General features: G+C 70.2%; 14 protein-coding genes and 3 tRNA genes. 11 read left to right on the top strand and 6 right to left on the bottom strand.

All coding sequences use genetic code 11. The features are described 5' to 3' along the window. Nucleotides 1-5: 5 nt before the first annotated feature. Complete coding sequence (locus IG08_RS0141115; RefSeq protein WP_030615533.1) at nucleotides 6-2,096, bottom strand: molybdopterin oxidoreductase family protein; 2,091 nt, start codon at nucleotides 2,094-2,096, stop codon at nucleotides 6-8. A 330-nt stretch (nucleotides 2,097-2,426) separates the two neighbouring features. Between IG08_RS0141115 and IG08_RS0141110 the strand changes: the two genes are divergently transcribed. The 3 genes from IG08_RS0141110 to IG08_RS0141100 are packed head-to-tail and all read left to right on the top strand — an operon-like array spanning nucleotide 2,427 to nucleotide 6,049. Further along, nucleotides 2,427-4,001 (top strand): amino acid adenylation domain-containing protein, encoded by a 1,575-nt coding sequence (locus IG08_RS0141110; protein ID WP_052425070.1) that lies wholly within the window; start codon nucleotides 2,427-2,429, stop codon nucleotides 3,999-4,001. Then, nucleotides 3,998-5,257 carry a ferredoxin reductase domain-containing protein gene (locus IG08_RS0141105; protein WP_030615527.1) on the top strand — a complete coding sequence of 420 codons (1,260 nt, stop codon included), beginning with the start codon at nucleotides 3,998-4,000 and terminating at the stop codon, nucleotides 5,255-5,257. Before IG08_RS0141110 ends, IG08_RS0141105 begins: the two co-directional genes overlap by 4 nt. Nucleotides 5,258-5,281: 24 nt before the next feature. Beyond that, entirely contained in the window at nucleotides 5,282-6,049 is a 768-nt protein-coding gene (locus IG08_RS0141100) for an enoyl-CoA hydratase-related protein (protein ID WP_030615524.1), read from the top strand. On the opposite strand, the gene IG08_RS0141095 is transcribed toward IG08_RS0141100, so the two are convergent. Further along, on the bottom strand, nucleotides 6,036-6,722 hold the full coding sequence (locus tag IG08_RS0141095; RefSeq protein WP_030615522.1) for a SanA/YdcF family protein: 687 nt from the start codon (nucleotides 6,720-6,722) through the stop codon (nucleotides 6,036-6,038). The two genes, IG08_RS0141100 and IG08_RS0141095, sit on opposite strands and share 14 nt — an antisense overlap. 210 nt (nucleotides 6,723-6,932) lie before the next feature. Here IG08_RS0141095 and IG08_RS0141090 point away from each other — a divergent pair, with 210 nt between their 5' ends. The 5 genes from IG08_RS0141090 to IG08_RS0141070 all read left to right on the top strand — a co-directional run bounded on the left by IG08_RS0141090 (nucleotide 6,933) and on the right by IG08_RS0141070 (nucleotide 14,131). Then, the gene (locus IG08_RS0141090) at nucleotides 6,933-7,814 is read left to right on the top strand and encodes a sirohydrochlorin chelatase (RefSeq protein WP_030615519.1); all 882 of its coding nucleotides are present in this window, start codon (nucleotides 6,933-6,935) and stop codon (nucleotides 7,812-7,814) included. 165 nt (nucleotides 7,815-7,979) lie between these two features. Beyond that, nucleotides 7,980-9,233 (top strand): deoxyguanosinetriphosphate triphosphohydrolase, encoded by a 1,254-nt coding sequence (locus tag IG08_RS0141085; protein WP_030615516.1) that lies wholly within the window; start codon nucleotides 7,980-7,982, stop codon nucleotides 9,231-9,233. Nucleotides 9,234-9,368: 135 nt separating this feature from the next. Next, a complete protein-coding gene (locus IG08_RS0141080) occupies nucleotides 9,369-10,634 on the top strand; it encodes an NAD(P)/FAD-dependent oxidoreductase (protein ID WP_030615514.1) in 1,266 nt (421 codons plus the stop codon). Between the two features lie 47 nt (nucleotides 10,635-10,681). Next, on the top strand, nucleotides 10,682-12,580 hold the full coding sequence (gene dnaG / locus IG08_RS0141075; protein WP_030615510.1) for a DNA primase: 1,899 nt from the start codon (nucleotides 10,682-10,684) through the stop codon (nucleotides 12,578-12,580). A gap of 249 nt (nucleotides 12,581-12,829) precedes the next feature. Then, nucleotides 12,830-14,131 (top strand): RNA polymerase sigma factor, encoded by a 1,302-nt coding sequence (locus IG08_RS0141070; protein WP_030615507.1) that lies wholly within the window; start codon nucleotides 12,830-12,832, stop codon nucleotides 14,129-14,131. Between the two features lie 132 nt (nucleotides 14,132-14,263). On the opposite strand, the gene IG08_RS0141065 is transcribed toward IG08_RS0141070, so the two are convergent. From IG08_RS0141065 to IG08_RS0141050, 4 genes are all read right to left on the bottom strand, one after another. Further along, entirely contained in the window at nucleotides 14,264-16,192 is a 1,929-nt protein-coding gene (locus IG08_RS0141065) for an ABC transporter ATP-binding protein (RefSeq protein WP_030615505.1), read from the bottom strand. Continuing rightward, entirely contained in the window at nucleotides 16,192-17,925 is a 1,734-nt protein-coding gene (locus tag IG08_RS0141060) for an ABC transporter ATP-binding protein (RefSeq protein WP_030615500.1), read from the bottom strand. Before IG08_RS0141060 ends, IG08_RS0141065 begins: the two co-directional genes overlap by 1 nt. A 115-nt stretch (nucleotides 17,926-18,040) precedes the next feature. Then, nucleotides 18,041-19,495 (bottom strand): FGGY family carbohydrate kinase, encoded by a 1,455-nt coding sequence (locus tag IG08_RS0141055; RefSeq protein WP_030615498.1) that lies wholly within the window; start codon nucleotides 19,493-19,495, stop codon nucleotides 18,041-18,043. A 43-nt stretch (nucleotides 19,496-19,538) separates the two neighbouring features. Further along, the gene (locus IG08_RS0141050) at nucleotides 19,539-19,844 is read right to left on the bottom strand and encodes a hypothetical protein (RefSeq protein ID WP_030615497.1); all 306 of its coding nucleotides are present in this window, start codon (nucleotides 19,842-19,844) and stop codon (nucleotides 19,539-19,541) included. 158 nt (nucleotides 19,845-20,002) lie between these two features. Here IG08_RS0141050 and IG08_RS0141045 point away from each other — a divergent pair. The 3 genes from IG08_RS0141045 (at nucleotide 20,003) to IG08_RS0141035 (ending at nucleotide 20,399) form a co-directional block, all read left to right on the top strand. Continuing rightward, a tRNA-Asn gene (locus IG08_RS0141045) sits at nucleotides 20,003-20,075 on the top strand. A 6-nt stretch (nucleotides 20,076-20,081) separates the two neighbouring features. Further along, nucleotides 20,082-20,154, top strand: a tRNA-Asn gene (locus IG08_RS0141040). A gap of 168 nt (nucleotides 20,155-20,322) precedes the next feature. Then, nucleotides 20,323-20,399, top strand: a tRNA-Ile gene (locus IG08_RS0141035). Nucleotides 20,400-20,837 lie beyond the last annotated feature (438 nt).

Genomic DNA, 20,837 nt, shown 5'->3' with positions numbered 1-20,837 from the left:
GAGGCCTATGACTTCACCGCCTCCAACCGCACCGCGCACGCCTTGAACTCCGGCATCCGGGAGGTCGGGTCGAGGGCCGGGTTGGTCAGGGTGTTGGCGCGGCCCTCGCCGTGCCAGTGGAAGGGCATGAAGACGGTGTCGGGGCGGATCCCCAGCGTGATCCGGGCCGGTGCCACGGCCCGGCCCCGTCGGGAGACCACGGCCACCGGGTCGCCCTCGGCCGCGCCCAGCCGTTCCGCGAGGCGCGGGTGCAGCTCGACGAACGGTCCGGGTGCGGCGGCGTTCAGCTCGTCGACGCGCCGGGTCTGGGCGCCGGACTGGTACTGCGCCACCACCCGCCCGGTGGTGAGCAGGACGGGGTAGTCGTCGTCCGGCTCCTCGGCGATCGGCCGGTGCGAGACGGGTACGAAGCGGGCGCGGCCGTCCGCGGTGGCGAAACGGTCGAGGAAGAGGCGGGGGGTGCCGGGGTGGACCGCTCCCGCGTCCGAGTCGGCGGAGGGGCACGGCCAGAACACCCCGTTCTCCTCCGCCAGCCGCCGGTACGTGATCCCGGAGTAGTCCGCGGGCCCGCCCGCGCTCGCGCGCCGCAGCTCCTCGAAGACCTCCTCGGGATCGGTCGGGAAGCCCTTCTCCACACCCAGCCGGTCGGCCAGCTCGTGCATGACCTCCAGGTCGCTGCGGATGCCGTCCGGAGGCGTGATCGCCTGCTTCCGCAGCAGCACGCGCCCCTCCAGGTTGGTCGTCGTCCCCGTCTCCTCGGCCCACTGCGTCACCGGCAGTACGACATCCGCGAGCGCGGCAGTCTCCGACAGGACGACGTCACAAACGGCAAGGAAATCAAGGGACTTGATGCGCTCCTCGATGTGTGCGGCGTGCGGCGCCGACACCACCGGGTTCGAGCCCATCAGCAGCAGCGACTTGATGTCCGTGCCCAGCGCGTCGAGCAGCTCGTAGGCACTGCGCCCGGGACCGGGCAGCGAGTCGGGGTCCACGCCCCACACATCGGCCACATGGCGCCGCGCCGCCGGGTCGTCCAGCTTGCGGTAGCCGGGCAACTGGTCGGCCTTCTGGCCGTGTTCGCGTCCGCCCTGTCCGTTGCCCTGCCCGGTCAGACAGCCGTACCCGGAGAAGGGGCGTCCCGCCCGTCCCGTGGCCAGGCACAGGTTGATCCACGCGCCCACGGTGTCCGTGCCCTTGGACTGCTGCTCGGGCCCGCGTGCGGTGAGCACCATCGCGGCCTCGGGCTCGCAGAACATCCGTACGGCCTCGCGGAGTTCGGGCACGGACACGCCCGTGATCCGTTCCACGTATTCCGGCCAGTGGGCCATCGCCGCGGCCCGCGCGTCCTCCCAGCCGGCCGTGCGCTCACTGACGTACGCCTCGTCTGTGAGACCTTCCGCCACCACCAGGTGCAGCATTCCGAGCGCCAGCGCGAGGTCGGTGCCCGGGCGGGGTGCGAGGTGCAGGTCGGCGTGCTCGGCGGTCTTGGTGCGGCGCGGGTCGATGACGATCAGCGTGCCGCCGTTCTCCTTCAGCTCGTTGAAGAAACGCAGCGAGGGCGGCATCGTCTCCGCGAGGTTCGACCCGACGAGGATCACGCAGCCCGTCTTCGGGATGTCCTCCAGCGGGAACGGCAGACCCCGGTCCAGGCCGAACGCCTTCATGCCGCCGGCCGCCGCGGACGACATGCAGAAGCGGCCGTTGTAGTCGATCTGCGAGGTGCCGAGCACCACGCGCGCGAACTTGCCGAGGGTGTACGCCTTCTCGTTCGTCAGGCCGCCCCCGCCGAAGACCCCGCACGCGTCCGGACCATGCTCCGTGCGCGTGCGGGACAGCCCCTCGGCGATCCGGTCCAGTGCCTCGTCCCAGGATGCGGGCACGAGCGTGCCCTCGGAGCGCACCAACGGGGAGGTCAGCCGCACCCGGGACGAGAGCACCGCCGGCGCGGTACGGCCCTTGCCGCACAGCGCGCCCCGGTTCACCGGGAAATCCGCGCGCTCGGTCACCTCGACGGTCCCGTCCGGTGCGGGAGTCAGGTTCATCCCGCACTGCAGGGCGCAGTACGGGCAGTGCGTGGGCGTCACGGAGTTCGGCATGCTCCTCAGCGTGCTTCGGCCGTGTTACACGGAGGGCGGCTCTGTGTTACGCGCCCGGGGCGGGAGCCTCCCCGCTGCCGGGCGGACGCCGTGAGGCGCATACGACCCCGCTGGTCGAGGCGCACACCTGGCCACCTCAGAGTTGCCGCCGGCCGGTACGGAAGTTGCCCGTGTGGTGAAAGACGCCACATGTGGCTCATTCCGTTTCGTGGTTGGCCGATCACGCCTTGTTGAGAGTTGAAAAACCGGAACTACAGTCGAGCGCGGATCGATCCAGCTTGGCGCCAGGCAAACCGTCACTCGAAAAGCCAGCCAGGAGGTCCCCCCAGCATGCCTCTGCGCCACTTAGCCCCCCGCGATCAGCACCTCTTCCGGCAGTACGGCCACGGCCCCACCGTCCCCGTCCCGGACCCGCTCGTCCACCGCGCCGTCGAACGGCACGCAGCCGCCGCCCCCCACTCCGTCGCCGCCGAACACCAGGGCGGGACGATCACCTACGGCGAGCTGGACCGGTACGCGACCGCGCTCGCCGCCCGCCTGGTGAGAGAGGGCGTACGGCCCGGCGACCATGTCGGACTCTTCGTACGCCGTTCGATCCCGATGCTCGTGGGCCTGCTCGGCATCCTGAAGGCGGGCGCCGCCTATGTCCCCCAGGACATCGGCCTCGCGCCCCCGGCCCAGCTCGCCCACGTCGTCCGCACCGCCCGCACGCGCGTCGTCCTCACCGTCGCCGAACACGCCCACCGGGTGCCGCTGCCGCCCGGCCACCGGCTGATCACCCTCGACGAGCCCCAGCCGTACGAACCGGCGACCCCGCCCGTCCGGCGGATCAGCCCCGACGACGGCTGCTACGTCCTCTTCACCTCCGGCACCACCGGCCGGCCCAACGGTGTGAAGGTCACCCACCGCAACGTCGCGGGCATCCTCCTCACCGAACCCGGCGGCCTCGGCATCCGTCCCGGCGACCGCGTGGCCCAGCTCCTCAGCATCGCCTTCGACATGGCCGCCTGGGAGATCCTCGGCTGCCTCACCCACGGCGCCACCCTGGTCATCCGCGGCAAGGACATCGCGGCCGCGGCCCGTACGGCCGACGTGCTGATCGCCACGCCGACCGTCCTGTCCGGCATCGACCCCGCCGCCTGCCCGCACGTGCGCACGGTCGCCGTGGCCGGGGAGCCCTGCCCGCGCCCGCTCGCCGACCGCTGGGCCCGGCAGGCGGCCTTCTTCAACTGCTGCGGCCCGACGGAGACGACCATCGTGAACACGATGCGCCGCCACACCCCGGCCGCCGAGCTGCTGACCATCGGCCGCCCGACCCCCAACAACACGGTCTACGTCCTGGACGCCGACCGCCGTCCCCTCCCCATCGGCGAGGTGGGCGAGATGTGGGCGGGCGGCGACTGCGTCTCGGCGGGCTACCTGGGCAATGACCGGCTGAACGCCGAGCGCTACGCCCCCGACCCCTTCCTCGGCGGCGGCCGCCGTATGTTCCGCACCCGCGACCTCGGCCGCTGGACCCCCGACGGCGAACTGGAACACCTCGGCCGCACCGACGACCAGGTCAAGGTCCGCGGCTTCCGCGTCGAACTCGACTCGGTCTCGGCGGTCCTGGAATCGGTCGAGGGCTGCTCGCGCGCGGTGACGCTGAAGCGGGACGCGCGGACCCTGGTGTCGTTCGTCTGCCCGGCGGACGTCGACCCCGGCACAGCCCGGCGCGCGGTGGCGGACGCGCTGCCGTACTACTGCGTGCCCGAGAGTGTCATGCCCCTGCCATTCCTGCCCGAGACCGACCGCGGCAAGATCGACAAACAGGCGCTGCTGCGGATGGCCGAGGAGCGGACGGAGAGGACGGAGCGGACGGAGCGGACGGAGCGGACGGCTCTTCAGGCGGTGGCCGCCCGATGACCACGTCACTGGACCGGGAGGCCGTAGAACTCCCCCCGCTCACCTCGGCGGGCCGTCGCCTGATCAAGCACCCCCGCCTGATGCACTACAACCGCCTGGCGGCCCTGGTGTTCACGGCCAACCTGCTCTTTCTGTACGGCAGTTGGACCCCGTCGGTGCGCACGCTGGGCCACGCGGCCCTCGCCAACCTCGCCCTCGCCGTCGTCGTACGCCAGCAGTACGTGGTCAACCTCTTCTTCCGGCTGGCCACTTGGGCGCCGACGAACTGGCCGCTGAAGGTGCGCTGGACGCTGGGGAAGGTGTACCACTTCGGCGGACTGCACGTGGGCGGGGCGCTGGCGGGTTCACTCTGGTTCCTCGCGCTGGCGGTCGTGGTGACGGTCGACGGATCCAACCTGCCCTTGATCGCGGTCGGTTGGATCCTGATCGCCCTCCTCGTCGTCATCATCGCCACCGCCCTGCCCCCCTTCCGCTCCCGCCACCACGACCACTTCGAGAAGATCCACCGCTTCGGCGGCTGGACGGCGCTCGTCCTGTTCTGGACGCACACGCTGCTGTCGGCCCCGGGTCCGGCGGAAGTGACCGTCCTCGCGGGCGTCACCTTCAGCGTCGCCCTGCCCTGGCTGCGGCTGCGCAAGGTCGACGTACGCCTCGAACGCCCCTCCCCGCACGTCGTGCTGGCCCGCTTCGACCACGGCGAGACCCCCTTCGCGGGCTCCTCCACCGCGATCAGCCGCAGCCCGCTGAAGGAATGGCACTCCTTCGCCAACGTCCCCGCCCCCGGCGAGCCCGGCTTCCGCCTCACCATCTCCCGCGCCGGCGACTGGACCGGCTCCTTCATCGACGATCTGCCGTCCCGGGTGTGGGTGAAGGGCATCACCACGGCCGGGGTCGCCAACATCGAGACCCTGTTCAAGAAGGTGGTCTACGTCGCGACCGGCAGCGGCATCGGCCCCTGCCTGCCCCACCTGCTCGCCGCCGAGGTCCCCTCCCGCCTGGTCTGGGCGACCCGCGCCCCCCGCACCACCTACGGCGACGACCTCGTCGACGAGATCCTCGCCGTCCAGCCCCACGCCCTCGTCTGGGACACCTCCCAGCACGGCAAGCCCGACATGGTCCGCCTCGCCTACGAAGCCTACCGGGACTTCGGCGCCGAGGCGGTCATCTGCATCTCCAACAAGAAGCTGACCTGGCAGGTCGTGCACGGCCTGGAGCGACGGGGGATTCCGGCGTACGGGGCGATCTGGGACTCGTAACTCTCCGGCCTGGAAGGGAAGTCGATGAACACCATCAAGATCGAGCGCTACGGCCGTGTCGCGACCGTACGCCTGCACCGCCCGCACGTGCTCAACGCACTGAACGGCGAACTGCTCGCCGAACTCCTCGAATCCCTCCGCCCGTTGGACACGGACCCCGACGTCGGCTGCTTCGTGGTGACCGGTTCGGAGAAGGTCTTCGCGGCCGGCGCCGACATCAAGGAGATGTCCGCCAGGTCGGCCGTCGACATGGCCGCGGAGGACTACTTCGCGGCCTGGGAGGAGTTCGCGGACCTTCGCACCCCGAAGATCGCCGCCGTCAACGGGCATGCCCTGGGCGGCGGTTGCGAACTCGCGATGATGTGCGACCTCGTGATCGCGGGGGAGTCGGCGGTCTTCGGCCAGCCGGAGATCAAGCTGGGCGTGATCCCGGGCATCGGTGGCACCCAGCGGCTGACCCGCCTGGTGGGCCGGGCCAAGGCGATGGACCTGGTCCTCACCGGCCGCACGATGGACGCGAGGGAGGCGGAGGCCGCCGGTCTCGTCTCCCGGGTGGTGCCCGACGACCGGGTCCTCCCCGAGGCGTCGGAGGCGGCGGAGACGATCGCCTCGTACGGCCGCACGGCTGTCAGGGCGGCCCGCGAGTGCGTGAACCAGTCCCTCGAAACGGGCCTGCGCGACGGCATCCGCTTCGAACGACGCGTCTTCCACGCCCTGTTCGCCACCCACGACCAGAAGGAGGGCATGACCGCGTTCCTGGAGAAACGCGCGCCGCGCTTCACCGGGCGCTAGCGAGCGCGTTCGTCACCCCCGGTTCCCTCGGCCCGAGGAACCGGGGGTCGGGCTCGAACACCGCGTCCAGGGCGGCCTTGCCCGCCGCGAAGAGCTCGCGGGTGCCGCCGTAGTACCAGGTGACGTCGTGCTTGGCTTCGACTCCGATGCCGTACGACGTGACGCCCGCGGCCTGGCACAACGCGACCGCACGCCGGATGTGGAACCCCTGGCTGATCAGGACGGCCTGGTCGACGCCGAAGATCTTCTTCGCCCGGACGCAGGAGTCCCAGGTGTCGAAGCCGGCGTAGTCGCTGACGATCCGCCCGTCCGGGACTCCGTGCTTCGTCAGGTAGGTGCGCATCGCGTCCGGCTCGTCGTAGTCCTCGCGGCTGTTGTCGCCGGTGACGAGGAGGACCTCGACCCGGTTCTCGCGGTAGAGCTTCGCCGCCGCGTCCAGGCGGTGGGCGAGATACGGCGACGGCTCGCCGTCCCACAGGCCGGCCCCGAAGACGACCGCGACCTCGGTGCGCGGCACGTCCGCGGTCGTACGCAGCCGGTCGCCCGTCACGACGTACATCCAGGTCGCCGGAAGCAGGGCCAGCACACACCCCGCCATCACGGCCTGGACCAGCCTCCGCTGCCCGGTGCGGGTGCGCGGAATACGCAGTCTTCGCAGCCTTCGCAGTCTCACGGAGGGTCCTTCCTGGTCGGCCTTCGACAGTCAGGGACGTGATGTAAGCCCTTCCGGTTCACCGCCGACGCTGTGACCAGCTTCACTTCGGTGGTCGAAACCGCAGGTCACAGCACCTCACACACCCCATGCACCCCACCGTGAACCCTCGGAAAAGACCCGTCATTCCTGTGCAATGGGGTGGCAACCTCCCGCCGCCACCATCGGTCCATGACGGCGACGAGTAAGTCGGAAGCTCCTCGCGACGAGTCCAAGACGGTCCCCCTCGACAGTACGGCGCACCTCATGAACCGGATCAGCAGCCAGCTCGCCAGCCAGCTCAGCCTCGTGTCGCTCGACGGCCGACGGCGCGCGGCCCCGCCGGCGCTCGTCGTCGTGGCGCACGGCAGCCGCGACCCGCGCGCCCTGAGCACCGTACGCACGCTCCTGGACAAGGTTCGCGACCTGCGTCCGGGCCTGCCCGTGCACCTCGGCCACATCGAGCTGAACGAGCCCCTGCTGACCGACACGCTCGCCTCCCTCGGAGACAGCGAGGCGATCCTCGTCCCGCTGCTCCTGAGCCGCGGCTACCACGTCAAGCGCGACATTCCCGAGATGGCCGCCGCGACCCGGGTACGCGCACGCGTGGCCGCCCCGCTGGGCCCGCACCCCCTCCTGGTGGAGACCCTGTACTCCCGCCTGGTCGAGGCCGGCTGGCGCACCCGCATGGACGAGGCGACGCGCAGGCAGAGCGCGGTGGTCCTGGCGGCGGCGGGTTCCCGCGACCCGGCATCGAAGGTCGACACCGGCCGCACGGCCCACCTCCTCTCGGAACGCCTCGGCGTCCCGGTGGTCCCCGCCTACGCGACAACGGCAGCCCCGACGGTCCCGGACGCCATCCGCGCCCTGGCGGCGAGCGGCCGCACGAGGGTGGCCGTCGCCTCCTACTTCACCGCCCCCGGCCGCTTCGCCACGGAGTCCGCGGAGGCGGCCCCGTGGATCGCGTCGGCCCCCTTGGGCACGCACCCGGCGATGGCAAGCCTGATCCTGCACCGCTACGACCAGGCATTGGCGACACCGGCATCGGCAGAACCGGCACTGGCCTCGGCATAAGAGCCAGGGGTGACTGCAACTCCCTAGGGGCGCGGGGCTGTATCAATTTGCGGCTCCGCCGCGTGGGCGCGACCAGCCACATACGGCCCGCACCCGCCAAACCACAGAACCCGGCAGACACTCAGGCGCACCACAATTGTCAGCACCTGCCCGTACTGTCGAGACATGTCGTACGACCTGCCGTCAACCGAACGCTGGGCTCTCGAGCCAGACAAGCGCCCCGGCCGAACCGCCTTCCAACGCGACCGCGCCCGCATCCTCCACTCCTCCGCGCTCAGAAGGCTCGCCGGCAAAACCCAGGTCGTCACCCCAGGAACCCGCAGCCAGGCCTGGGACGCAAGCCCCCGCACCCGCCTCACCCACTCCCTGGAGTGCGCCCAGGTAGGCCGAGAACTCGGAGCCGCCCTGGGTTGCGACCCCGACCTGGTCGAAGCCGCCTGTCTCTCCCACGACCTCGGCCACCCCCCCTTCGGCCACAACGGCGAACAGGCCCTCAACGAATTCGCGGAGGACTGCGGCGGCTTCGAGGGCAACGCCCAGTCCCTGAGACTCCTCACCCGCATCGAACCCAAGCGGTTCACCCCTGAGGGCTCGGTAGGACTCAACCTCACCCGAGCCACCCTCGACGCCGCCACCAAGTACCCCTGGCCCCGCGGAGCGCACCCCACCGACCCCAAGTCCCAGAAATTCGGCGTCTACGAAGACGACCGCCCCGTCTTCGACTGGGTCCGCAAGGACGCCCCCGGCACCCGCACCACCTTCGAGGCCCAGGTCATGGACTGGTCCGACGACGTGGCGTACTCCGTGCACGACGTCGAGGACGGCCTGCACGCCGGTCACATCGACCCCAACTACCTGCACGCGGAACCGGAACGCCAGGCGGTGTTCGCGGTCGCCATCGGCCGGTACGTCCCCGCGGACACCGACCCCGCCGAACTCGCCGCCGCCCTCGACCGCCTCCAGGACCAGGAATGGTGGCCGCACGGCTATGACGGTTCGGCCGTCGCCCAGGCCCGCCTCAAGGACGCCACCAGCCAGCTCATCGGCCGCTTCTGCCTCTCCGCCGAGGGCGCCACGCGCGAGGCGTACGGCCGAGGGCGGCTGACGAGATACGCCGCCGAACTCGTCGTACCCCATGAGACGCGGCTGGAGTGCGCGGTCCTGAAGGCCGTCGCCGACCGGTACGTCATGCAGCGCGCCGAGCAGGAGCGGCTCCGGGCCGACCAGCGGATCGTGGTCGCGGAGCTGGCTGAGGTGCTCACCGTCCGCGCCCCGGACGGTCTCGAACCCCAGTTCCGCACGGAGTTCGACCAGGCTCCCGACGACCGCGCCCGCAAGCGGGTGATCGTCGACCAGATCGCCTCGCTCACCGACGCGTCAGCGCGTTCGCTGCACGCTCACCTGACGGGGAACCAGTGATCCCGACGAGACGCGAGTGACCTGAAACGAGCCCGAATGTGACCCTCCGTGGCCTGATCGGGCCACTCCCTCTTCCCCCATCACGCTCCGTGCGGGACGCTCCAATGAGGCGGCACCGTTACGAGGAGGCATCAAGTGGTCGACGCGGATCAGACTTTCGTCATCGTCGGAGGAGGTCTCGCCGGCGCGAAAGCGGCCGAGACCCTCCGCACGGAGGGCTTCACCGGCCGCGTGATACTGATCTGCGACGAACGCGACCACCCGTACGAGCGCCCGCCGCTCTCCAAGGGCTATCTGCTCGGCAAGGAGGAGCGCGACAGCGTCTTCGTGCACGAACCCGCCTGGTACGCGCGCAACGACATCGAGCTGCACCTCGGCGCGACCGTCGACGCCGTCGACCGCGAGGCCAAGACGGTCCGCTACGGCGAGGACGGCACCGTCGTGCGCTACGACAAGCTGCTCCTCGCGACCGGCGCCGAGCCCCGCCGTCTGGACATCCCGGGCACGGACCTCGCGGGCGTCCACCACCTGCGCCGCCTGGCCCACGCGGAGCGCCTCAAGGGCGTCCTGGCCGCCCTCGGCCGGGACAACGGCCACATCGTGATCGCCGGTGCCGGCTGGATCGGCCTGGAGGTCGCGGCGGCGGCCCGTGAGTACGGCGCCGAGGTCACCGTCGTCGAGCCCGAGCCGACCCCGCTGCACGGCGTCCTCGGCCCCGAGCTCGGCAACCTCTTCGCCGAGCTGCATCGCGAGCACGGCGTCCGCTTCCACTTCGGCGCGCGGCTGACCGAGATCGTCGGCCAGGACGGTGTGGTCCTGGCCGCCCGCACCGACGACGGCGAGGAGCACCCCGCGCACGACGTCCTCGCGGCGGTCGGCGCGGCCCCGCGCACCGCCCTCGCCGAGGCCGTGGGGCTGGAGCTGGCCGACCGTGCCCACGGCGGCGGTGTCGCGGTCGACGACCGGCTGCGCACCTCCGACCCCGACATCTACGCGGCCGGCGACGTCGCTTCCTTCCACCACGCCCTCTACGACACCCGGCTGCGCGTCGAGCACTGGGCCAACGCCCTCAACGGCGGTCCCGCGGCGGCCCGCGCGATGCTCGGCCGCGACCTCACCTACGACCGTGTGCCCTACTTCTTCTCCGACCAGTACGACATGGGGATGGAGTACAGCGGCTGGGCGCCCCCGGGGTCGTACGACGAAGTGGTGATCCGGGGGGACGCCGGAAAGCGTGAGTTCATCGCGTTCTGGGTGAAGCAGGGACGAGTGCTTGCCGGGATGAACGTGAACGTGTGGGACGTCACAGAGCCGATCCAGCAGTTGATTCGTACCAAGGCTCAGGTGGACACGGAGGCGCTTGCGGACCCGCACGTTCCGCTGGACAGTCTGGTCTCGTGACCCGACGAGGGCGATCGACTGTCACACCGCACCCGTAGAATTCACGCGTGGCAGGACGGATCAACGACGAGGACGTGAAGGCGGTACGGGACGCGGTCCCGATCGACGCCGTGGTGTCCGAGTACCTCCAGCTGCGCAACGCGGGCGGCGGGAACCTCAAAGGCCTGTGCCCGTTCCACGACGAGAAGTCGCCGTCCTTCCAGGTCAGCCCGAGCAAGGGACTCTTCCACTGCTTCGGCTGCCAGGAGGGCGGCGACACCATCACGTTCGTGATGAAGGTCGACCACCTCTCCTTCTCGGAGGTCGTCGAGCGCCTGGCCGCGCAGGCCGGCATCACGCTGCGGTACGAAGAGGGCGGGTACAACCCCTCCCACCAGCGCGGCGAGCGTATCCGCCTGGTCGAGGCACACAAGATCGCCGCCGACTGGTACGTCGAGCAGCTCGCCACCAGCCCCGAGGCCGACACCGGCCGTAAGTTCCTCGCCGAGCGCGGCTTCGACCAGTCCGCCGCCGAGCACTTCTCCGTCGGCTACAGCCCCCAGGGCTGGGACCACCTCACCCGCTTCCTCCGCGGCAAGGGCTTCACCGACAAGGAGCTCCTCCTCTCCGGCCTCTCCCAGGAGGGCCGCCGCGGCCCCATCGACCGCTTCCGCGGCCGCCTGATGTGGCCCATCCGCGACATCGGCGGCGAGGTCGTCGGCTTCGGCGCGCGCAAGCTCTACGAGGCGGACAACGGCCCGAAGTACCTCAACACGCCCGACACCGCGATCTACAAGAAGTCCCAGGTCCTCTACGGCATCGACCTCGCGAAGAAGGACATCGCCAAGGCCAGCCGCGCGGTGGTGGTGGAGGGCTACACCGACGTCATGGCCTGCCACCTGGCAGGAGTGACGACAGCGATCGCGACCTGCGGCACGGCCTTCGGCGGCGACCACATCAAGATCCTCCGCCGGCTGCTGATGGACAACGGCAGCGCACGCGTGATCTTCACCTTCGACGGCGACGCGGCCGGCCAGAAGGCGGCCCTGCGCGCCTTCGAGGACGACCAGAAGTTCGCCGCCGAGACGTACATCGCGATCGCCCCGGACAACATGGACCCGTGCGAGCTGCGCCTCGCCAAGGGCGACGAGGCGGTCGCCGACCTGGTCGAACCCCGCACTCCGCTCTTCGAGTTCGCGCTCCGCCAGATCGTCGTCCGCTACGACCTGGACACCCCCGCGGGCCGAGCTTCCGCTCTGGACGAAGCGGCCCCGATCGTCGCCCGCATCAAGAACAGCGGCGCCCAGCACGAGGTCGCCGTCCAGCTCGCCGGCATGCTCGGCATCCTCGACACGCAGTTCGTGGTCAAGCGGGTGGCCCAGCTGGCCCGTTGGGCGCGCGACCGGGGCGGCAAGGGACCGGCGCCGGCGCGGGGCCCGCAGCAGTACGACTCCGCTCCCCGCCCCGCGGTCTCCGGCCCGGCGCTCAACCTCCGCAACCCGGTGTACGCCACCGAACGCGAACTCCTCAAACTCGCCCTCCAGCGCCCCGAGTTGGTCTCCCCGGCCTTCGACGCGTACGGCATGGACGAGTTCACCGCCCCGCCGTACGCCGCCGTACGCCAGGCGATCATGGACGCGGGCGGCACGGAGTACGGCGTCCAGGACTCCCAGGACTACCTGGTCCGCGTCCGCGAGGCGGCCCCGGACGACACGGTCCGCGCGATGGTCACGGAACTGGCGGTCGAGGCGATCATGCGCCGCACGGTCGACGAGAACTACTCGGGCGAGCAGCTGGTCTGGGTCCGCCGCCGCGCCGTGGACCGCCGCATCCAGGAGATCCAGGGCACCCTGATGCGACTCGGCAGCCACGACGACCCGGCCCAGCTGGCCGCCGTACAGAACGAACTGTGGGTGCTGCAGCAGTACGGCCAGGCGCTGAGGGAGCAAGGCGCGGCGGCTCTCTGAGGGGATGGGGCCGGCGCAGCCGCCCCCAGGGGCGCGGGGCTGTATCGATATGCGGCTCCGCCGCGTGGGCGCGACCAGCCCCCACCGGCCCGCGGATTGGTCATCCCACTTCCAGCGGCGCAACTGGTTTCAAGCCCCGCAGGGCCGCGCACTCGTAAGGCAAAGTAACCACGCGGTCACGGACCGGACTCAAAAAGTCACCGCACGCCCCTCGTGGCGGCGATGTGTCGTACTCCACACTGGGTTCCGGTGCCTGAGTCCTCGGAGCGCGGCCGATCCGTCCCCAGCGGGTCCCAGTACCCCGCGGTTCCGCTCATCGCGTACGGGACGGACAGCGGCGAGGCCGTCGACTCCGCCCCCGAAGTACCGCTGCCGTCCACCTTGGCAGCGATCATCCTGGAGGTCGCCCCCGTGCAGACCCAGACCCTCTCAACCGACACCAGTACGGACGACACGGAGCCGGACGCCGAGACCGACGTCCTGGTCGCGGTGCCCCCGCAGAGCCGTGTCGTGCACCACCCCGAGGCCGAGCCGGAAGCCCCGGCCGAGCCCGTGGAACCGCCCGCCGAGGCGCTGGAGACCGCCGAGGCTCCCGAACGGGTGGAGCCACGGCGCGCTGCCCGCGCCGCCGACACCGGCGGTCCCTCCTCCGACCTGTTCCGCCAGTACCTGCGGGAGATCGGCCGGATCCCGCTGCTCACCGCGGCCGAGGAGGTCGAACTCGCCCGCCGGGTCGAGGCCGGCCTGTTCGCCGAGGAGAAGCTGAGCAACACCCCCGACGTGGAAAGCCAGTTGGCGCTCGACCTGGACAAGCTCGTGGTCATGGGGCGGATGGCCAAGCGCCGCCTCATCGAGGCGAACCTGCGGCTCGTCGTCTCCGTGGCCAAGCGGTACGTCGGCCGCGGCCTGACCATGCTCGACCTGGTCCAGGAAGGAAACCTGGGCCTCATCCGGGCCGTCGAGAAGTTCGACTACGCCCGCGGCTACAAGTTCTCCACGTACGCCACCTGGTGGATCCGCCAGGCCATGTCCCGGGCCCTCGCCGACCAGGCCCGGACTATCCGAGTCCCGGTCCACGTGGTCGAGTTGATCAACCGGGTCGTCCGCGTCCAGCGCCGCATGCTGCAGGAACGCGGCTACGAACCGACCCCCGAAGAGGTCGCCGCCCACCTCGACCTGGCGCCTGAGCGCGTCAGCGAGGTGCTGCGGCTGGCCCAGGAACCGGTGTCGTTGCACGCGCCGGTCGGCGAGGAGGACGACGTCGCTCTCGGCGACCTCATCGAGGACGGCGACGCGACATCGCCCGTCGAGTCGGCGGCTTTCCTGCTGCTCAGGGAGCATCTGGAGGCGGTGCTCTCCACTCTCGGCGAGCGCGAACGGAAGGTCGTCCAACTCCGCTACGGCCTGGCCGACGGCCGCCCCCGCACGCTGGAGGAGATCGGCCGCATCTTCGGCGTGACGCGGGAACGGATCCGCCAGATCGAGTCGAAGACCCTCAACAAGCTCCGCGATCACGCCTTCGCGGACCAGTTGAGGGGTTACTTGGACTGAGGCAGGAGGCTTCGCCGCTCGTCCTCAAACGCCGGACGGGCTGAAATCAGCCCCTTCGGCGTTTGAGGAGCGGGGGTTTGGGGGCGGAGCCCCCAAGGTCGGGACGGGAAGGGGCGGCGGGGGCGAAAACCGCTAATCCACCTCCGCCACCGCCTGCGCGAACTGTGCCTTGTACAGCCGCGCATACGCCCCGTTGGCCGCCAACAGGTCCGCGTGCGCGCCCTGTTCCACGATCGAGCCGTTCTCCATGACCAGGATCGTGTCCGCGTCCCGGATGGTCGACAGCCGGTGCGCGATCACGAACGACGTCCGCCCGTGGGCGAGCTTCGCCATCGCCTTCTGGATCAGCACCTCCGTCCGGGTGTCGACCGAAGACGTCGCCTCGTCGAGCACCAGGATCACCGGGTCGGACAGGAACGCCCGCGCGATGGTGATGAGCTGCTTCTCACCGGCGCTGACCCCGCTGCCCTCGTCGTCGATCACGGTGTCGTAGCCGTCGGGGAGCGTGCGGATGAAGCGGTCGGCGTGGGCCGCCCGCGCCGCCTCCTCGATCTCGCCCCCGGTGACCTCGCGCGACGCCCCGTACGCGATGTTCTCCGCGATCGTGCCCCCGAACAGCCAGGTGTCCTGGAGCACCATGCCGATGCCGGCCCGGAGTTCGTCCCGGGACATCCCCGCGATGTCGACGCCGTCGAGGGTGATACGCCCGCCGGAGACGTCGTAGAACCGCATGAGGAGGTTGACCAGCGTGGTCTTGCCGGCTCCCGTCGGGCCGACGATCGCGACTGTGTGGCCCGGTTCCACCTTCAGCGAGAGGTCCTCGATGAGCGGCTTCTCGGGGTCGTAGCGGAAGGACACGCCCTCCAGCGCGACCCGCCCGCGCAGTTCCTCGGGCCGCAGCGCCGGCACCGGATCCGCCTCCTGCTCCTCCGCGTCCAGGAGTTCGAAGATCCGCTCGGCCGAGGCGACGCCCGACTGCACGAGGTTCGCCATGGACGCGACCTGCGTCAACGGCATCGAGAACTGGCGGGAGTACTGGATGAAGGCCTGCACATCACCGATGGACAGGGAACCCGACGCGACGCGCAGGCCGCCGACCACCGCCACCAGCACGTAGTTGATGTTCGAGACGAACATCATCAGCGGCTGCATGACCCCGCTGTTGAACTGCGCCTTGAACCCGGCCTCGTACAGCGCGTCGTTCTGCTCGGCGAACTGCGCGGCAGACTCGTCCTGGCGGCCGAACACCTTCACCAGGTTGTGCCCGGTGTACATCTCCTCGATGTGGCCGTTCAGCTTGCCGGTGGAGCGCCACTGCTGCACGAAGTGCGGCTGCGACCGCTTGCCGATCCGGCGCGCCACATAGAACGACAGCGGCACGGTCACCAGCGCGACCAGCGCCAGCTGCCACGACACCCAGAACATCATCGCGAGCACACCGACGATGGTGAGCAGCGAGTTGATGAGCTGGCCCAGCGACTGCTGGAGGGTCTGCCCGATGTTGTCGATGTCGTTCGTCGCGCGGGACAGCACCTCGCCGCGCTGGCGCTTGTCGAAGTACGACAGCGGCAGCCGCGACAGCTTCGTCTGCACGTCCTCGCGCATCCGGAACATCGTGCGGTTGACGGCCCGGTTGACCAGGCGCGTCGCCACCGCCATCAGTAGACCGGCGACGAGGAACACCCCGAGCGCGAACAGCAGGACGTGTCCGACGGCGGTGAAGTCGATGCCCTCGCCGGGGGTGAAGTCGGTGCTCCGGAGCATGTCGGCGACCTGGGAGTCGCCCCCGGCGCGCATCGCCTCGAGGGCCTGTTCCTTGCTGGTCCCGGCCTCCATCTGCCGTCCGATGATGCCCGCGAAGACCAGGTCAGTGGCCTCGCCGAGGATCTTCGGTCCGACCACGTTGAGGCCGACGCTCAGGACCACGCAGAGCAGCATCGCGTAGAGGGTGAGCCGCTCCGGCTTGAACTGGGCGAGCAGCCGCCTGCCGGACACCTTGAAGTCCAGCGAGCGGTTCTCGGGACCGGTGCCGGCCATCATGCGCCCCATGGGCCCGGCCATCAGGCAGCCTCCGCTTCCGTCAGCTGGGAGAGCACGATCTCCCGATAGGTCTCGTTGTCGGCCATCAGCTCGCGGTGCGTGCCCGTGCCGACGACCCGGCCCTCGTCGAGGACGATGATCCGGTCGGCGTCGCGGATGGTGGCCACCCGCTGGGCGACGATCACGACGGTCGCCTCGGCGGTCTCCCGTCCGAGCGCCGCCCGCAGGGCCGCGTCGGTGGCGTAGTCGAGGGCGGAGAAGGAGTCGTCGAAGAGGTAGATCTCCGGCCGCTGCACGAGCGTACGGGCGATCGCGAGCCGCTGCCGCTGACCACCGGAGACGTTGGTGCCGCCCTGCGCGATGGGGGAGTCCAGGCCGTTCTCCAGCCCGCTCACGAAGCCCTTGGCCTGCGCCACCTCCAGCGCGTGCCACAGCTCCTCGTCGGTGGCGTCCGGATTGCCGTAGCGCAGGTTGGTCGCGACCGTGCCCGCGAAGAGGTACGGCTTCTGCGGCACGAGCCCGACGGTCTTGGCGAGGAGCACCGGATCGACGCTCGACACCTCCACCCCGTCGACGAGGACCTCGCCGTCGGTCGCGTCGAACAGCCGCGGCACCAGCCCCAGCAGCGTGGACTTGCCGCTGCCGGTCGAGCCGATCACGGCGGTCACCTCACCCGGCCGCGCGACCAGGTCGATCGCCTTGAGGACGGGCTCCTCGGCGCCCGGATAGCGGAACCCGGCCCCGCGGATCTCCAGATGCCCGTGCCGCCGCAGCTCCGTCACCGGACTGCTCGGCGGCACGACGCTCGACGACGTGTCGAGCACCTCCTGGATGCGCTCGGCGCAGATCTCAGCGCGCGGCACCATCATGAACATGAAGGTGGCCATCATCACGGACATGACGATCTGCATGAGGTAGGCGAGGAAGGCGGTCAGATCGCCGATCTGCATCCCGCCGCTGTCGATCCGATGGGCGCCGAACCACACCACCGCGATCGACGACAGGTTCACCACCGTCATGACGATGGGGAACATCAGCGCGAGCAGGTTGCCGGTCTTCAGCGCGATGTCGGTGAGGTCGGTGTTGGCCTTCCTGAAGCGCTGCATCTCGTACTCGTCCCGCACGAAGGCGCGGATGACCCGGTTGCCGGTGATCTGCTCGCGCAGCACCCGGTTCACGGTGTCCAGCTTCACCTGCATCGACCGGAACAGCGGCCGCAGCCGCCGCACGATCAGCGTCACGCAGATGCCCAGGGTCGGCACCACGGCGACCAGCACCCCGGACAGCGGCACGTCCAGGCCGAGCGCCAGCACGATGCCGCCCACGCACATGATCGGCGCCGACACCAGCAGCGTGAACGTCATCAGGGCCAGCATCTGGACCTGCTGCACGTCATTGGTCGTACGGGTGATCAGCGTGGGCGCCCCGAAGTGGCCCACCTCGCGCGCCGAGAAGGACTGCACCCGGTCGAAGACGGCCGCCCGGAGGTCCCGGCCGACCGCCGACGCGGTCTTGGCGCCGTAGTACACGGCACCGATGTTGCACACGACCTGGACCAGCGAGATGCCGATCATCAGGGCGCCGAAGGAGAGGATGTAACCGGTGTCACCCTTCACGACGCCGTTGTCGATGATGTGCGCGTTCAGTGTGGGCAGGTAGAGCGTGGCGCAGGTCTGCAGAAACTGCAGCAGCACCAGCAGACAGATGGGTTTCCGGTAGGGCCTGAGGTAGGTCCGCAGAAGTCGTATGAGCACGCTACGTCTCTCGGAGTCGGCGGTCGGGCGGGCTTGATGCCCGAGGCTCCTATCGTCGGACACTCCACCCGTGTTACCTCAACCGATTAAGCCGAGAGCAGTGTTCTTTGCCGCCTTATGGGCGGAACGCTCCAGGGTGTGTCTGCTCCCGCACCGAAACGAACTGCTGCCGCACCGCCTGCCCCACCGCCAGCTCCTCGCCCGGCTCGAGCACCTGAGCGGCCGCGCCCTGCCAGACCGGAGCGATGCGCGGGTCGAGTGTGCCCTGCGACACACCGAGCGCCCAGGCCGCCTGCCGGGCGGCCCCCAGCGCCGCGTAGTCCGCCGGCTGCGGTACGACGACCTGCGCCCCGAAGAGCGAGGGCGCCGAGGCCTGGACGGCGGACAACTCGGCGGCCGCGCCCAGCAGGAAGACCCGCCGCACCTCGACACCCCGGCCGCGCAGCACGTCGAGCGCGTCCGCGAGGCCGCACAGCATGCCCTCGAACGCGGCCCGCGCCAGATGCTCCGGCCGCATCGACTCCCGCCGCAGCCCCGCCAGCGTCCCGGCGGTGTGCGGAAGGCTCGGCGTCCGCTCACCCTCCAGATACGGCAGCAGTACGAGCCCGTGCGCCCCCGGCGTCGACTTCATCGCCAGCTCGGACAGACTCTCCAGATCGGCCAGCCCGAGCATCTCGGCGGCCCCGCGCAGGGTCCGTACGGCGTTCAGCGTGGTGACGACCGGCAGGTGCATGCCGGTCGCGTCGGCCAGCGAGGTGATCATCCCGGAGCTGTCGACGAGCGCCTCGGGATGGACGGCCATCACGGACCCGGAGGCGCCGAGCGACACGACGGCGTCGCCCAGCCCGATCCCGAGCCCGAAGGCGGCGGCCATCGTCTCCCCGGTCCCGGCGGAGATCAGCAGCCCCTCCGGCGTCGTACCGGCCGCGTCGGAGGGCCCGATCACCTCGGGCAGCATGACCTGGTGACCGAGCGCCAGCTCGACGAGATCGGTCCGGTAACCACCGCTGGCGGCGGACCAGTACCCGGTCCCGGAGGCCCCGCCCCGGTCGGTGGTACGGCGGACCGGGCGCCCCAGGAGCTGCCACACCAGCCAGTCGTGCGCCTGCAGGAGAACGGCCGTGCGCAGCGCGTTGTCCGGCTCGGTCTTGTTCAGCCAGCGCAGCTTGGTGATCGGCTGCGCGGCCTGCGGTACGCACCCCACCGCCTGCGCCCACGCCTCGCGCCCGCCGAGCGCGTCCACGAGATCGGCCGCGGCGACCTGCGCGCGCTTGTCACCGCCGACCATCGCGGGCCGCACGGTGTTGCCCTGCGAGTCCAGCGCCACGACCGCGTTCTGCTGGGCGGACACGCCGATGGCCTGCACACCTTCGAGCAGCCCGCCGCCGGCGGCCTCCCCGAGGGAGAGCAGCCAGGCCTGTGGATCGACGTCGGAGGGCCTTGAGCCGCCTTCGGCACCTTCGACCGGATGCGGCGCATAGCCCTGCTTGAGCACGGCGCCTGTGTCCGCGTCGCAGACGACGATGCGAGTGAAATCGGGCGAACTGTCCAGCCCGGCGACTATCCCCATGGCGAAAATTCTATGGGTCACGCGCCATGGGGGTGCGTGTGGACTATGTGTTGCTCGTGCCCCAGTCGTCCTCGGCCGTGCCGTTGGTGTTCCGGTCGCGCAGGGACCGGACCCGCTGGGCCACCGAGTCGGGGACCCGGTCACCCACCTTTTCACTCACCGTGTGGTACGCCTTGCCGGCGAACTGGCGGCCCTGCTGGGCGGCCGACTCCGCGGTGTTGCGGACGGCCGGGTTCTGGGCGACCTGGCGTGCGGACTTCTTCAGCTGCTCGTAGCGCTCGCGCCCGGCACGCGTGCCCAGCACGTAACCCAGAGCCAGTCCGGCGACGAACGTGAGCTTGTAGCGCATGGCGGCCACCCTCTCCTTGCGTAGGTCCCTGGTGCGGCGTCGGTGCCGGGGGGAACCGATTGGCGGAGCACCCCCCTGCTTGCGCTAATGTATGTGTCGCAGCGAACGCCCGCCCCCTGGCGAATACCCAAGGAGCTACGTTCGATGCAACGAGGCATTCCCCTGTAGCTCAATTGGCAGAGCAGCCGGCTGTTAACCGGCAGGTTACTGGTTCGAGTCCAGTCGGGGGAGCTTCGATCTTCCGTAGCTCAATTGGCAGAGCAGCCGGCTGTTAACCGGCAGGTTACTGGTTCGAGTCCAGTCGGGAGAGCCTGCTGAACGAGGACCCCGATGGGGTCCTTTTTCATGTGCGGAGGAACCGTGCAGGTCACGGCGTAGTCCTCAAGGGCATGCGAAGTCGACCATACGAGGCAGGAGATCGTATGAGCGGCTATGCTGCGGCAGACGGCGCGCATACCTGTACGCGACACGCCGCTATGGGGCGGTAGCTCAGCCGGTTAGAGCAGCGGACTCATAATCCGTCGGCCGTGGGTTCGAGTCCCACCCGCCCCACCAGTTATGCCCTCTGACCTGCGGAAACGTCACTTCAGTGGCCCTGATTGACGCCTCGGGTCCAACGGGGAAGAATCCGCTGCTCACAAGTACTGTTCGAGGTGCTCCGGCGGGCGCGCGGCTTCCCCTGGCAAGGAGCTGACCTGCGGCGATGCAAATCAGGCTCGGCCGCTGGAGGTTACGCAGCGGAGCCGAGACGCAAGATCCAGTGGACGCTCAGTGGACGCGACGAAATGAAGACGGGGCGTAGGGAGCGGAGCGGCTAGGTCGACGTGCCTCTTCAACCCTGCCTGCCGGGCCCGTCTCTGGCTGTTGCTCGGCTCGCCCGCCGTGGGTGTTGGAGCCTCCTGCCCCGCCAGCCGATGGGTTCATCCAAGGCGGCGCCTCGGTCGCAGAACGTTGTCGGCTACTGCTTGGTCTCGGCAGTCCGCCGCAGCAGGT

Origin of the sequence: Streptomyces fulvoviolaceus (assembly GCF_000718165.1) — a bacterium.
In the GTDB taxonomy this organism is placed as follows: domain Bacteria; phylum Actinomycetota; class Actinomycetes; order Streptomycetales; family Streptomycetaceae; genus Streptomyces; species Streptomyces fulvoviolaceus.
Note: the sequence above shows the minus strand (reverse complement) of the source record. Positions and strands in the feature narration are given on the sequence as shown.